The organism is Rhizobium sp. 16-488-2b (assembly GCF_017741815.1).
Taxonomy (GTDB): Bacteria; Pseudomonadota; Alphaproteobacteria; order Rhizobiales; family Rhizobiaceae; genus Rhizobium.
On sequence record NZ_JAGHMF010000007.1, the window covers coordinates 27,695 to 41,846 of the forward strand.

10 protein-coding genes are annotated in these 14,152 nt (G+C 64.2%); 9 read left to right on the forward strand and 1 reads right to left on the reverse strand.

Features of this window, described 5'->3' with window-relative positions:
- Nucleotides 1–55 precede the first annotated feature (55 nt).
- The 9 genes from J5286_RS06335 to J5286_RS06375 all read left to right on the forward strand — a co-directional run bounded on the left by J5286_RS06335 (nt 56) and on the right by J5286_RS06375 (nt 11,654).
- Nucleotides 56–484, forward strand: a complete 429-nt coding sequence (locus J5286_RS06335) for an RT0821/Lpp0805 family surface protein (protein ID WP_026283072.1) — start codon at nt 56–58, stop codon at nt 482–484.
- A 112-nt stretch (nt 485–596) separates the two neighbouring features.
- Complete coding sequence (gene ccmI / locus J5286_RS06340) at nt 597–1,763, forward strand: c-type cytochrome biogenesis protein CcmI (protein WP_209189689.1); 1,167 nt, start codon at nt 597–599, stop codon at nt 1,761–1,763.
- Nucleotides 1,760–2,212, forward strand: coding sequence for a cytochrome c maturation protein CcmE (gene ccmE, locus J5286_RS06345; protein ID WP_018898871.1), 453 nt, complete (start codon nt 1,760–1,762; stop codon nt 2,210–2,212). Before ccmI ends, ccmE begins: the two co-directional genes overlap by 4 nt.
- Nucleotides 2,209–4,197, forward strand: coding sequence for a heme lyase CcmF/NrfE family subunit (locus J5286_RS06350; RefSeq protein WP_209189690.1), 1,989 nt, complete (start codon nt 2,209–2,211; stop codon nt 4,195–4,197). The genes ccmE and J5286_RS06350 overlap by 4 nt, the downstream gene beginning before the upstream one ends.
- Complete coding sequence (locus J5286_RS06355) at nt 4,194–4,649, forward strand: cytochrome c-type biogenesis protein (protein WP_209189691.1); 456 nt, start codon at nt 4,194–4,196, stop codon at nt 4,647–4,649. Before J5286_RS06350 ends, J5286_RS06355 begins: the two co-directional genes overlap by 4 nt.
- Nucleotides 4,650–4,791: 142 nt before the next feature.
- Nucleotides 4,792–6,351: a Do family serine endopeptidase gene (locus J5286_RS06360; RefSeq protein ID WP_209189692.1), complete on the forward strand. Its 1,560-nt coding sequence runs from the start codon at nt 4,792–4,794 to the stop codon at nt 6,349–6,351.
- 148 nt (nt 6,352–6,499) lie between these two features.
- A complete protein-coding gene (locus J5286_RS06365) occupies nt 6,500–7,177 on the forward strand; it encodes a response regulator transcription factor (protein ID WP_156144896.1) in 678 nt (225 codons plus the stop codon).
- Nucleotides 7,174–8,577 (forward strand): sensor histidine kinase, encoded by a 1,404-nt coding sequence (locus J5286_RS06370; RefSeq protein WP_209189693.1) that lies wholly within the window; start codon nt 7,174–7,176, stop codon nt 8,575–8,577. Before J5286_RS06365 ends, J5286_RS06370 begins: the two co-directional genes overlap by 4 nt.
- A 122-nt stretch (nt 8,578–8,699) precedes the next feature.
- Nucleotides 8,700–11,654, forward strand: coding sequence for a bifunctional [glutamine synthetase] adenylyltransferase/[glutamine synthetase]-adenylyl-L-tyrosine phosphorylase (locus J5286_RS06375; protein WP_209189694.1), 2,955 nt, complete (start codon nt 8,700–8,702; stop codon nt 11,652–11,654).
- On the opposite strand, the gene J5286_RS06380 is transcribed toward J5286_RS06375, so the two are convergent.
- A complete protein-coding gene (locus J5286_RS06380; protein ID WP_047513585.1) occupies nt 11,655–13,976 on the reverse strand; it encodes a PAS domain-containing sensor histidine kinase in 2,322 nt (773 codons plus the stop codon). It lies immediately after the preceding gene.
- Nucleotides 13,977–14,152: the final 176 nt, after the last annotated feature.

The following is a 14,152-nucleotide window of genomic DNA, read 5'->3' on the forward strand; positions in this document are numbered from 1 at the left end:
GCGGGGTGCGGCTTGCACCTGTGGCGCGTTTGACACCTGGTTCGGGTTCGACTGAATGATACCTAGCTCAAAAGGCATAATTGGTCTTTCTCTTGTGGCATGCATGGCTCTGACCGGCTGCCAGACGACGAAGAGCGGCGCCTCATCCGGCCTTTTCGGCGGCCGCAAGCCATCGGCCTCCGCCACCATCATCGAAGCCTTGCAGGGCGGCATCGTCGGCCGCACCGGCGTGACCTTGAGCGACAGTGACCGGCAGCGGGCGCTGGAAGCCGAGTATCGTGCGCTGGAAGGCGCAGCCGTCGGCCAGCCGGTCGTCTGGAGCGGCCGCAATGTCAGCGGCAAGGTCGTGGCTGCCGCTCCCTATCAGGTCGGATCGCAGAATTGCCGCCAGTACACCCACACGCTCACCGTCGACGGCAAGGACACGCTGGCGCGCGGATCGGCTTGCCGCAACGGCGACGGCAGCTGGTCGCCGCTCGGCTGAGCCAAAGTCCTGATGTTGCGGTCGTTTGGTGACGTGCGGCAAAATACTTCAAATCATCGTCATCGTGGCTTTGCATATTGGAATGATCGCGCGCTTCGAGTAATTGGCGGTCATGACTTTCTGGATTCTCCTGGCCGTGATGACGGCATCCGTTGCCGCTCTTCTGCTTTATCCGCTTTTGCGGGGCTCGAAGGCGACCGGCGATAGCCGTGCCGGCGAAACCGCCGTCTACCGCGACCAGCTTGCCGAACTCGACCGCGACCGCGCCGGCGGTCTGATCTCCGCCGAGGAAGCAGAATACGCCCGCGCCGAAATCGGCCGCCGCCTGCTTGCCGTATCGAGCGCCGAGACGTCGGCTGCGCCGAAAGCCGGACGCGGATACCGCCGCGCCGCCGAAGTCTTCGTGCTCATGCTGCTGCCGCTCACGGGGCTCTGTCTTTACATCATAATGGGCAGACCCGATCTGCCCTCGCAGCCTCTCGAGGCGCGCCTGGAGAATCCCGGCAACGACATGGCGATCCTTGTCGCCAAGGCCGAGCGGCATCTCGCCGAGAACCCGGATGACGGCAAGGGCTGGGATATCCTGGCGCCGATCTACTTCAACACCATGCGCATCGCCGACGCCGAAACCGCCTACCGCAATGCCATCCGCCTGCTCGGCGAAACGGCGGCCCGGCTCGACGGGCTGGCCGAAACGCTGATCGCTGCCTCGAGCGGCGTGATTACCGATGATGCGCGCGATGTGCTGACGCGGTCGCTGAAGCTGGAGCCGGAAAACCCGCGCGCCCGCTTCTACATCGCGCTCGGTCTCGAACAGGCAGGCAAGGCCGACGAGGCCCGCGCCGGCTTCGAGGCGATCGCCAAGCAGTCTCCGCCCGACGCGCCATGGATGCCGCTGGTGAGCGAGCATATTGCAAAGAACGGCGGCACGCCGGCTGCGGGCAATACTCCCACGGCAGCCGCACCGCTCGGCGGACCGACGCAGGCTGATGTCGCAGCGGCCGATCAGATGAACAGCGGCGATCGTCAACAGATGATCCGCGGCATGGTCGACAGTCTCGACGCGAAGCTGACCGAGAACCCCGACAATCTCGACGGATGGCTGCGGCTGGTCCGCTCCTATATGGTATTGAACGACAAGGACCGCGCGGCGGCGGCGCTGAAGCGCGGCTTGGCCGCTTTCCCTGGTGATAGCGAGAAGGGCAAGCAGCTTGTGGCGCTCGCCCATGAACTCGGTCTTCCCGCGGACGCAGCGGCGACACAAGGAACGATGCAATGACGCGCAAGCAGAAACGCCTTGCGGTAATCGGCGGCGGAATGAGCTTCATTGTCGCGGCCGTTCTGTTGGTGATGTTCGCCTTCAGCAATTCGGTCGCCTATTTCTACATGCCGGCCGATCTCGCCAGCAATCCGGTCCCTCCGGGAACCCGTATCCGCCTCGGCGGGCTGGTCGGCGAGGGCAGCGTCGTCAGGGGCGCAGGATCGACGGTGCGCTTCGCCGTGACCGATGCCTCCGGCGATCTGGTTCACGTCCGCTTCACCGGCATCCTTCCCGATCTTTTCCGCGAAGGGCAGGGCGTGGTGACCGAGGGCACTTTCGAGAGCGGCAGCGACGTCTTCACCGCCGATACCGTGCTTGCCAAGCATGACGAGAAATACATGCCCAAGGATGTCGCCGACAGGCTGAAGCAGCAGGGGCTCTGGAAAGACGAACAGGCGGCGAAATGATCATCGAAATCGGCCACTACGCTCTCATTCTGGCGCTCGCCACCGCGATCATCGTGTCTCTGGTGCCGCTGATCGGCGCCCGACGCGTGGATCAGGCGATGATGGATGTCGGGCCGATCGGCTCTGTCGTCCTTTTCGCGCTGGTCGCCTTCTCCTTCGGCGTGCTGACCTATGCGCATGTCGTCTCCGATTTCTCGGTCAAGAACGTCTGGGAAAACTCGCATTCGCTGATGCCGCTGATCTACAAATACTCCGGCGTCTGGGGCAATCACGAGGGATCGATGATGCTCTGGCTCTTGATCCTGGCTCTCTTCAGCGCGCTGGTAGCAGTCTTCGGCCGCAATCTTCCCGAGACGCTGAAGGCCAATGTACTCTCGGTCCAGGCCTGGATCTCTGTCGCCTTCATCCTCTTCATCCTGCTCACCTCCAACCCCTTCGCGCGCCTTGATCCGGCGCCGGCCGAGGGCAAGGATCTGAACCCGATCCTGCAGGATATCGGCCTCGCCATTCATCCGCCGTTGCTCTATCTCGGCTATGTCGGCTTCTCCGTCTGCTTCTCCTTCGCTGTCGCCGCGCTGATCGAAGGCCGCATCGACGCCGCCTGGGCGCGCTGGGTGCGCCCCTGGACGCTCGCCGCCTGGACCTTCCTCACGCTCGGCATCGCCATGGGTTCCTACTGGGCCTATTACGAGCTCGGCTGGGGTGGCTGGTGGTTCTGGGACCCGGTCGAAAATGCCTCCTTCATGCCCTGGCTCGCCGGCACGGCGCTGCTGCACTCGGCGCTCGTCATGGAAAAGCGCGAGGCGCTGAAGATCTGGACGGTGCTGCTCGCCATCCTCACCTTCTCGCTGTCACTGATGGGTACCTTCCTGGTGCGCTCGGGCGTGCTGACATCGGTTCACGCCTTCGCCAGCGACCCCTCGCGCGGCGTCTTCATCCTCTGCATCCTGCTGCTCTTCATCGGCGGCGCGCTGTCGCTCTTTGCCTTCCGGGCGCCGAGACTGACGGCCGGCGGCCTGTTCGCGCCGATCTCGCGCGAAGGCGCGCTCGTCGTCAACAACCTGATCCTGACGGTCGCCTGCGGAACGGTGCTGACGGGTACGCTCTACCCGCTGGTTCTGGAAACGCTGACCAACGACAAGATCTCGGTCGGCCCTCCCTTCTTCAACATGACCTTCGGCCTGTTGATGGCGCCGCTTCTCGTCATCGTGCCCTTCGGCCCGCTGCTGGCTTGGAAGCGCGGTGATCTGCTGGGCGCGCTGCAGCGGCTCTATGCGGTTGCCGCACTCGCCTTCGTCGCCGCCGTCCTGTTCTTCTATCTCCAGCATGGCGGCCCGGTCATGTCGGTTCTCGGTCTCGCGGCCGGTCTGTTTCTCGTCCTCGGCGCCATCGCCGATCTCTGGTATCGCGCAGGCGTCGGCAAGCAGCCTCTTGGCATCGCCTGGCGCCGCCTCAAGGGTCTGCCGCGTTCGGCCTTCGGCACGGCGCTCGCCCATGCGGGCCTCGGCATTTCCGTGCTGGGCATCGTCGCCGTTTCCACCTTCCAGACCGAGCACGTCCTGCAGATGAAGCAGGGCGAGGTGACCGATGCCGGCGGCTACACGCTGCGCTTCGACGGCATGAAGAAGGCGACCGGACCGAACTACACCGAGGATCGCGGTCATTTCACCATCGCCAGGGGCGGCGTCGACGTGGCTGACGTCTGGTCGGCCAAGCGCATCTACACCGCCGGCCAGATGCCGACGACGGAAGCCGGTATCCTGACCTTCGGCGCGAGCCAGCTTTACGTCTCGCTCGGCGATCCGACCGATGACGGCGGTATCGTCGTGCGCATCTGGTGGAAGCCCTATATTCTCTGCATCTGGGGCGGCGCCCTCGTCATGGCGTTTGGCGGCTTCGTCTCGCTCAGCGACCGGCGCCTGCGCGTCGGCGCGCCGCGCCGCAAGGCAAAGGCGCAGCAGCCTGTCATGGAGCCGGCCGAATGATGCGTCGCTTCCTTCTGGCTCTCTTCCTGATCGCATCCGCAGCGCCGGCCTTCGCCGTCAACCCGGACGAGATGCTGAAAGATCCCGCTCTCGAAAGCCGGGCGCGCGCGATCTCGGCGGAATTGCGCTGCATGGTCTGCCAGAACCAGTCGATCGACGATTCCAACGCCGAGCTGGCCAAGGATCTGCGTCTGCTGGTGCGAAAGCGCATTACCGACGGCGATAGCGACCAGCAGGTCATGAGCTACATCGTCTCCCGCTACGGTGAGTTCGTGCTGCTGAAGCCGCGCCTCGAGACAAAGACGCTGCTCTTGTGGGGCGCTCCGATCCTGCTCGCGGTGCTGGGCGGCCTGTCGCTGGTCGTCTTCGCCCGCCGCTATACCGGCCAGCCGACCGGATCGGCGCTGACGAGTGACGAGCAGGCGCGCCTGAACGAGCTATTGAAAAAGTAAGCCTGAGGCGGAAGAATTCGGACATTACGAATTTTTCATGCCTCGGACAGTTCGCAGTAAGGTGTGCCGTCCTATATCTTCATCCATCGACCGATCCGGTAACCGCCGGTCCCGTGGATTTAAATATAAGAAGGTGCGTCTTATGCTGAAGACTATCAAAGCTCCGTCACTGTCGACCGTGCTCAAGGCCTCGACCGTTGCCGGTCTTGCCACCGCCGTCCTGGCGACCGGTGTCCCCCTCGAAATCACGCGTTCCTATGCCGAAGCGGTCAAGGTCGAGGCACCATCCGTGCCGAGCTTCGCCAATGTCGTTGACGCCGTTTCGCCTGCCGTCGTTTCCGTTCGCGTCGAAAGCCGCGTCAAGCCGGTCTCCGATGAGGATGGCAATGGCTTCTCCTTCGATTTCAACGGCCGTGGCTTCGATGATCTCCCCGATGCCCTGAAGCCGTTCTTCCGTCAGTTCGGCGAGCAGCAGGGCCGCCGTGGCCCTCCCGGCGCGCATCCTCCCGGCCCGGGTCATGAGGGTCGTCTGCGTCCGGTCGCTCAGGGCTCCGGCTTTTTCATCTCCGAAGACGGCTACATCGTCACCAACAATCACGTCGTCTCTGATGGCGCGGCCTTCGTCGCTGTCATGAAGGACGGCACTGAACTCGACGCCAAGCTGATCGGCAAGGACCCGCGCACCGACCTCGCCGTGCTGAAGGTCGACGGCAAGGGCAAGAAGTTCACCTACGTCAACTGGGCCGACGACAACAACGTCCGCGTCGGCGACTGGGTCGTGGCCGTCGGCAACCCGTTCGGCCTCGGCGGCACGGTGACGGCAGGTATCGTTTCGGCCCGTGGTCGCGATATCGGCTCTGGCCCCTATGACGATTATCTCCAGGTCGACGCCGCGGTGAACCGCGGCAATTCCGGTGGCCCGACCTTCAACCTCAGCGGCCAGGTGGTCGGCATCAACACCGCCATCTTCTCGCCGTCGGGCGGAAGCGTCGGCATCGCCTTCGCGATCCCGGCTTCGACCGCCAAGGATGTGGTTGCCGACCTGATGAAGGACGGCCAGGTGTCGCGCGGCTATCTCGGCGTGCAGATCCAGCCGGTCACCAAGGACATCGCCGACTCGCTCGGCCTGTCTGAAGCCAGCGGCGCGCTCGTCGTCAACGCTCAGGCTGGAACGCCGGGTGAAAAGGCCGGCATGAAGGCGGGCGACGTCGTCACCGCCGTCAACGGCGAGACCGTCAAGGACGCCCGCGATCTGAGCCGCCGTATCGGCGCGATGACGCCGGGCAAGAAGGTCGAACTCTCCGTCTGGCGTTCGGGCAAGTCGCAGTCCCTGACGGTCGAGCTCGGCACCCTGCCGGCTGAACAGCAGCAGGCCGCGACCGACGATGGCGATCAGGCACCGGAAGCACAGACCCCGGCATCCGAGAAGGCGCTCGCCGATCTCGGCCTGACGGTCGGTCCGGCCGATGACGGCAAGGGCCTGCAGATCACCGGCATCGACCCGAACTCCGACGCTGCCGACAAGGGCATCAAGGAAGGCGAAAAGATCACCTCGGTCAACAACCAGGAAGTCTCCACCGCCGATGACGTGGTCAAGGTCCTGAACCAGGCGAAGAAGGATGGCCGCACCCGCGCGCTGTTCCAGATCCAGTCCAAGGACGGCAGCCGCTTCGTGGCCCTGCCGGTCGAAAACCAGGGCTAATCGTCCGGATTTCCGGATCGAATTCGAAGGGTCGCGCGCTCGCGCGGCTCTTCCTGTCAACCCATCGCAGGTGACGACAATGACCTTCCAGGAAGACGATCACGCTTTGAGCCTTGCCGAAACACAGCCGGCGGGTAATGTCGGCCGCATGAAGATTCTCATCATCGAAGACGATCTGGAAGCGGCGGCCTATCTCACGAAAGCCTTTCGTGAGGCGGGTATTGTCGCCGACCATGCAAGCGACGGCGAAAGCGGCCTCTTCATGGGGACCGAAAACACCTACGACGTGCTTGTGATCGACCGCATGCTGCCGCGCCGCGATGGTCTTTCCGTCATCGCCGAGCTGCGCCGCAAGGGCATTCACACCCCCGTTCTCATTCTCTCCGCCCTTGGCCAGGTCGACGACCGCGTGACCGGCCTGCGCGCCGGCGGCGACGACTATCTCCCCAAGCCCTACGCCTTCAGCGAGCTTCTGGCGCGCGTCGAGGTTCTCGGCCGCCGCAAGGGCACGCCGGATCAGGACGTTGTCTACCGCGTCGGCGATCTCGAGCTCGACCGTCTGGCCCACGAAGTGCGCCGCGGCGGCAAGGAAATCCCGCTGCAGCCGCGCGAATTCCGCCTGCTCGAATATCTGATGAAGAATGCCGGCCAGGTGGTCACCCGCACCATGCTGCTCGAAAACGTCTGGGATTATCACTTCGATCCGCAGACCAACGTCATCGACGTACATGTTTCGCGGCTGCGCTCCAAGATCGAGAAGGACTTCAGCCTGCCGCTGTTGAAGACCATTCGCGGCGCCGGCTACATGATCAAGGATGACGGATGAACCGCTTCTGGGTTCTCTTCAAGTCCACGGCAGTCCGCCTTTCGGCTCTCTACATCCTGCTCTTCGCCATCTGCGCCGCAACGCTCGTCTTCTACGTGACGGCGATGTCCGAGCGGCTGTTGACCAGCCAGATCCGCGAGGCGGTGCAGCAGGAGGTCGACCAGGTTCAGCGCGCCTACGACAATGGCGGCATGAACCTGCTGCTCAGGACCATGGAGCGCCGCGCCCGCCAGCCGGGTGCCAATCTCTATATCATCGCCGGTCCCTCGGGCGACATCCTCGCCGGCAACGTCGCGTCCGTCCAGCCGGGCGTGCTCGACGAGCAGGGCTGGACCAGCCTGCCGTTTCGCTACCAGCGTTATGCCGAGGGACGCCAGAGCAAGCCGCACATGGCCGTCGCCAACATCAACGTGCTCGACAACGGCCTGCGCATCCTGATCGGCCGCGACCTTGGCGAGCCGGAGGCGTTCCGCGTGCTCGTCAGGCAGGCGCTGATGGTCGCGCTGGCGATCATGGGTCTCGGCGCCGTCATCATCTGGTTCGGCATCGGCCGCAACGCGCTGAAGCGCATCGACCGCATGTCGGCGGCGAGCAAGAAGATCATGGCCGGCGATCTCTCGCAGCGCCTGCCGGTCGGCGGCTCCGGTGACGAGTTCGATCGGCTCTCCGTGTCGCTGAACACCATGCTCGGCCGTATCGAGAAGCTGAACGAGGGGCTGCGCCAGGTCTCCGACAACATCGCCCACGACCTGAAGACGCCGCTGACACGCCTGCGCAACAAGGCGGCGGACGCGATCGATACGCCGGATGCCGATACCCGCCGCGTGGCGCTGGAAGGGATCATTTCGGAATCCGACCAGCTGATCCGCACCTTCAACGCGCTGTTGATGATCTCCCGCGTCGAGGCCGGCTCGGTGGCCGCCGAGATGTCGACGATCGATCTCTCGGCCATCGTTGCCGACAGCGCCGAGCTCTACGAACCGGTGGCCGACGAGGCGGGCCTTGCCATGACCACCGATATCGAGCCCGGCATCGAGGTGCAGGGCAACCGCGAACTGATTGGCCAGGCGATCTTCAACCTCATCGACAATGCTGTGAAGTATTCGGCGGGTGCTGAGACCGGTGGCGAAGTCTCTTTGCGGCTGACGCGCCGTCCCGATGCCATCTGCCTGCAGGTCGCCGATCATGGTCCTGGTATTCCAGCCGACAAGCGCGAGGACGTACTCAAGCGTTTCGTGCGGCTGGACGAGAGCCGCTCGAAGCCCGGTACGGGCCTTGGCCTGTCGCTTGTTGAAGCGGTGATGGAATTGCACAGCGGCAAGCTGGAACTCAGCGATACCGATCCGGATGCGGCGACCAATCGCGGTCTCGCCGTCACCCTCGTCTTTCCCCTGAAATAGGCGTTTCCGCGCTACCCCGAATTGTCTGTTGGCCATTTGCGTCTCAGACCCTAACTTAGCCTCAGGCGGCGAGCGGCTTTGATTCTGCTTCAACTTTCGCTGCCTGTTGCCAGGGAGGGCGCATGCTGACGAATTCGACGCACAGCCTGAGCGAGGTGGTCGACGGCCTGTTGAAGCCATTGAGCAAGACCGAATTGAAGCTCGTGCTTGATGATCTACAGAAGATCGGCGCCGACGAACCCGTCGTGGCCGATATGCTGAAGACCGAGGGCGCGCTTCGCGATTTCATCTCCGCCGCGCTGACGCTCTCGCCTTATCTGCGCGATATCGCCAACATCGATCCCGGCGTCCTCACCATCGCCATCAGCGAGCCGCTCGAGCCGCGCCTGGAGGCGCTGATTTCGGAAGCGCGTGACGCCTGGATGCCGCGCGACGGGGCATCACCGAGCGAGAGTGAGATCATGGGCCGCCTGCGCACGGTCAAGCGCCGTGTGGCCTTTCTCTTGGCGCTCGCCGATCTCACCCGCGTCTTCGATGGCCGCACCACCACGGCGTGGCTGAGCCGCCTTGCCGAGGCCACGGTCTCTGCCGCGATCGATCACCTGCTTCTCTCCTCGCACGAAGCCCGCAAGCTGCAGTTGAAGAACGTCGCGCGGCCGAGCGAAGGATCGGGTCTCGTCGTGCTCGGCATGGGCAAGCTCGGCGCCTGCGAGCTCAACTATTCCTCCGACATCGATCTCGTCGTCTTCTTCGACGAGCAGGCCGGGATCCTGTCCGATCCCGACGATGCGATCGATATCTTCCCGCGCCTGATGCGGCGGCTCGTCCGTATCATGCAGGAGCGCACCGGCGACGGCTACGTCTTCCGCACCGATCTTAGGCTGCGCCCGGACCCCGGCGCCACGCCGCTGGCCGTCTCGATCGATGCTGCCATGGTTTATTACGAGGGCAGGGGACAGAACTGGGAACGCGCGGCCTTCATCAAGGCGCGCCCCGTTGCAGGCGATATCGCCGCCGGCGACCACTTCCTGCGCGACCTCACCCCCTTCGTATTCCGCAAATATCTCGACTACGCGGCGATCTCCGACATCCATTCGATTAAGCGGCAGATCCATGCCCACAAGGGACATGGGGCAATCGCGGTAAAGGGCCACAACGTCAAGCTCGGCCGTGGCGGCATTCGCGAGATCGAGTTCTTCGCGCAGACCCAGCAGCTGATCGCCGGCGGACGCATGCCCGCGCTGCGCTCGCGCGCCACCGAGGAAACGCTCAACGAGCTCACCAAGGCCAAGTGGATCGACGAGGAGACCTGCGAGGAGCTGACGGACGCATACTGGTTCCTCCGCGATGTCGAGCACCGCATCCAGATGGTGCGCGACGAGCAGACCCATCTGCTGCCCGAGACCGAAGGCGAGCTGAAGCGCATCGCCTATATGATGGGCTTCAGCGACACGCCGAGCTTTTCCGAGCGCCTTGTCGAGGTGTTCAGGACCGTCGAGCGCCGCTACGCCCGGCTGTTCGAGCAGGAGACCAAGCTGTCGACGGAGACGGGCAACCTCGTCTTCACCGGCCAGAACGACGATCCCGATACGCTGGTCACCCTGCGCAAACTCGGCTTCGAGCGTCCCTCCGACATCTCGCGCGTCATCCGCACCTGGCACTACGGGCGCTACAAGGCGACGCAATCGGTCGAGGCCCGCGAACGGCTGACGGAACTGACGCCGGAGCTGTTGCGCGTGTTCGGCGAAAGCAAGCGCGCCGACGAGGCGATCCTCAGGTTCGACAGCTTCATCTCGGGCCTGCCTGCCGGCATCCAGCTGTTTTCGCTCCTTGGAAGCAATCCGGCGCTGCTCTCGCTGATCGTCTACATCATGTCGGCGGCGCCGAAGCTCGCCGAGGTCATCGCAGCAAGACCGCATGTCTTCGACGGCATGCTCGATCCGGGACTGATGGCCGAGCTTCCGACGCGGGATTATCTGGCGGGACGCCTCAAGGGGTCGCTGCAGCAGGCGCGCTATTATGAAGAGGTGCTGGACCGGCTGCGCATCTTCGCCGCCGAGCAGCGCTTCCTGATCGGCATTCGCCTGCTGACGGGCTCGATCAACGGCGCGATGGCCGGCCGGGCGTTTACGCATTTGGCCGATCTGATCGTCGAGGCGGCACTGGATGCCGTGCTCGCGGAGATCGAAGCGGCGCACGGCAAGTTCCCCGGCGGCCGCGTTGCCGTGGCCGGAATGGGCAAGCTCGGAAGCTTCGAGTTGACCGCGGGCTCCGACATCGATCTCATCCTGCTTTACGACTACGACGATGCGGCCGAGGAATCCGACGGCGCCAAGCCGCTGGACGCGGTGCGCTACTTTACCCGCATCACCCAGCGGCTGATCGCCGCCTTGTCGGCGCCGACAGCCGAGGGCGTGCTCTACGAAGTCGACATGCGCCTGCGCCCCTCGGGCAACAAGGGGCCGGTCGCCACCCGCGTCAGCTCGTTTTCGAAATACCAGCGCGAGGAAGCGTGGACCTGGGAGCACATGGCGCTCAGCCGTGCGCGGCTGATCTGCGGCGATGCCAGCCTGATCGGCGACGTCGAGCGCGTGATCGAGGAGGTGCTGTCGACGCGGCGGGACGTGCGCAAGGTGGCCAAGGATGTGGTCGAGATGCGTGCGCTGATCGAACAGGAAAAACCACCGGCCAACATGTGGGACCTGAAGCTCGTCCCCGGCGGCGTCGTCGATATCGAGTTCATCGCGCAGTATCTGGCGCTGATCGCACCCGCGAAGGATGTCGTCGTCAAGGTCAATGGCATCAGCACCGGCGAAGCGCTGAAGCAGCTAGGCGCGCCGCTGATGGCATCGGCCGATGTCGATAGCTGCAGCGAGGCGTTCGTGCTCTACACCGAGTTGTCACAGCTCATCCGGCTCTGCATCGATGGTCCCTTCGATCCGAAGGATGCGCCGGCGGGTCTCATCGATCTCGTTTGCCGCGCCGGCGATTGCCCCGACATCAAGACCCTCGAGGGGGAGATGAAGCAGCTGTCGAAGACGGTGCGGAAGGTCTTTCAGGCGGTAGTCAAAGGCTGATCAAGCAGCACTATCCGGGATCAGCAGCGAAATCACTGTGCCGATCGCTTCGCGTGAGCGGATCTTCATGCGTCCGCCATGCAGTGTCGTCAGCGAGCGGGAGATGGCGAGCCCCAGTCCGGAGCCGCCCTTGCTCTTGGCATACTGGTTCTGGACCTGTTCGAAGGGTTGGCCGATCTTGCTGAGCGCGGTCGTGGGAATGCCGATGCCGGTGTCGGCGATGGTCAGCATCACGCCGACCGAGGTGCGACGGGTGCGCACCGCGATCCGGCCGCCTTCGTCGGTGAACTTCACGGCATTGGAAAGCAGGTTGAGCAGGATCTGCTTCATCGCCCGGCGATCGGCGTTGAGCGTCATGCCATCGCAGATGCGCTGCTGGATCTCGATCCGCTTCTCGCTGGCCGGGATCGCGGTGAAGCGCAGGCTTTCCTCGATCAGCGGTGCGAGATCGATCGTCTCGCATTGAAGCTTCATGTGGCCTGCCTCGATCTTCGACATGTCGAGAATGTCGTTGATGACGTTGAGCAGGTGACGGCCGCTGTGATGGATATCGCGAGCGTATTCGTCATACTTGGCCGAGCCGAGCGGGCCGAACATCTCGTCCTGCAGGATCTCGGAGAAGCCGAGGATGGCGTTGAGCGGCGTGCGCAGTTCGTGGGACATGTTGGCGAGGAACTCCGACTTCGCCTTGTTGGCGGCCTCGGCGCGTTCCTTTTCCGAGAGATAATTGGCGTTCGCCAGCGACAGCGCCGATTTCTGCCGTTCCAGCGTCTGGCGGGAGGAGGAGAGGTCGCCGATCGTCGCCATCAGCCGGCGTTCGGAATCGCGCAGACGCTCCTGGTTGCGCTTTAGAAGCGTGATGTCGGTGCCGACGGAAACCATGCCGCCGTCGCGGGTGCGCCGCTCGTTGATCTGCAGCCAGCGCTCGTCGGCGAGCTGCACTTCGCTGGTGCGCGAATAGCCATTGCCATGGGCGTCGGCGATCCGGCGCTCGATGACGGGGCGAGCGGCTGCGGCGTTGACGGCGGCCCGTTCGGTGCCCGGCACCAGCACGCTGTCGGGAAGGCCGTACGCCTGCTGGAAGTGCGTGTTGCACATCACCAGCCGGTCGTTCTTGTCCCACAGCACGAAGGCTTCGGATGTGCTCTCGATGGCGTCCGCCAGCCGCTGGTCGGCTTCGGCGTAGCGCTGCGCAAGACGGTGCTGCTCGGTCACATCCATGGCGATGCCGATCATGTGGACCTGACCGGCATTGGTGCGGATGACCTGCGCACGGGCGCGCATCCAGACGTAATGGCCGGCGGCGTGGCGCATGCGAAAGATCTGGTCGATCTGCTCGGCGTCGCCACGGGCAACCGAGCGGGCGATCTCGTAGATGCCGCTGTCGTCGGGGTGCATCAGACGGGCCGCGTCGCCGAAGCACATGTTGCCGTCGCCACCTGGAAGACCGAGCATCTGGTACATCGAGCGCGACCAGAAGAATTCGCGGCGGTCGAAATCGAAATCCCACAGGCCGCAACGGCCGCGCGACAGAGCTGTCTCGACCCGCTGGTTGGACTCGACGAAGATCTCGTCGGCATGGCGGGCGCGCCGCACCTGCATGTAATAGGCGTAGAGGATCACCAGGAGGATTGAGGAGATGCCGGCAAACAGCGTGACGTTGAGCGTCAGCTCCTCGCGCCATAGCTGGCTGATCCGATCGAGCGAGGTCGCCGCGACCACATAGCCGCCGCTGTCGCCGATGAGCGTGATCTGCGCGTAGTGCGGCCGGCCGGCGATGGTGGTCTCGATAACGCCCGCCCGGTCGCCGAAGCGGCGTATCGCGGAGACCTCGGAGAAGAAATCACCGATACCGGCGCCGACATAGGCCGCACCGGCGGCGGACGCCGCGAAGACCTTGCCGCTCGACTGCACGAGGAGGACGAAGGCATCGTCGTCGAGCCGGTCCTGCGGCAGGAAGCGGGCGAGGCGGGCCTGGCCTTCGGTCGCGTTGCCGCTGTCGAAGATCGCGGCGGAGTCTGCGAAGGCTGCTGCTGCGGTGGCGGCGGCCAGTGCCGTCGAGTGGCGGGCGGCGGCCTGCATGCGGTCGTGCTCGGAGAGCATGCCGAAGAAATGCGAGGCTGCGACGACGGTCAGAAATGCAACGATAAGGATAGGAATGGCGCGCTTCAACACGGCCTCGGCATGCGTGTAATTTCGGGTAGAGGATGGTCGCGAGGTCGCGGTAGCCTTGCCGGTGAAGCTCTCACGCCAGGCGCGGAAGCTCTCGAAATCGACACGCAGCCGTCCTTCGGCCACGGTTGCCCGCCGCACGTTCATCATTTTCTGAGCCTTGTCCCTCGTGATTCGCTGCGCCGCTCGCCCGAACCTGACTCAATGAATCATTGGTGATTCGCCTTGTCCAGAGGAAAAGGTAAAAATCTGTTAACCGATTCTAAGTGCTGATTTTTCCAGCATGCGTGGGAGGCGGCTTCGACAGGCTCGGCCGCCTCGTGTCG

Excerpts from the sequence above, each read along its gene's own strand:
- J5286_RS06370 (WP_209189693.1), top strand. The coding sequence starts at position 7,174 with ATGAACCGCTTCTGGGTTCTCTTCAAGTCCACGGCAGTCCGCCTTTCG.
- ccmI (WP_209189689.1), top strand. The coding sequence starts at position 597 with ATGACTTTCTGGATTCTCCTGGCCGTGATGACGGCATCCGTTGCCGCT.
- J5286_RS06350 (WP_209189690.1), top strand. The coding sequence starts at position 2,209 with ATGATCATCGAAATCGGCCACTACGCTCTCATTCTGGCGCTCGCCACC.
- J5286_RS06355 (WP_209189691.1), top strand. The coding sequence starts at position 4,194 with ATGATGCGTCGCTTCCTTCTGGCTCTCTTCCTGATCGCATCCGCAGCG.
- J5286_RS06365 (WP_156144896.1), top strand. The coding sequence starts at position 6,500 with ATGAAGATTCTCATCATCGAAGACGATCTGGAAGCGGCGGCCTATCTC.
- J5286_RS06335 (WP_026283072.1), top strand. The coding sequence starts at position 56 with ATGATACCTAGCTCAAAAGGCATAATTGGTCTTTCTCTTGTGGCATGC.
- J5286_RS06380 (WP_047513585.1), bottom strand. The coding sequence starts at position 13,976 with ATGATGAACGTGCGGCGGGCAACCGTGGCCGAAGGACGGCTGCGTGTC.
- J5286_RS06375 (WP_209189694.1), top strand. The coding sequence starts at position 8,700 with ATGCTGACGAATTCGACGCACAGCCTGAGCGAGGTGGTCGACGGCCTG.
- ccmE (WP_018898871.1), top strand. The coding sequence starts at position 1,760 with ATGACGCGCAAGCAGAAACGCCTTGCGGTAATCGGCGGCGGAATGAGC.
- J5286_RS06360 (WP_209189692.1), top strand. The coding sequence starts at position 4,792 with ATGCTGAAGACTATCAAAGCTCCGTCACTGTCGACCGTGCTCAAGGCC.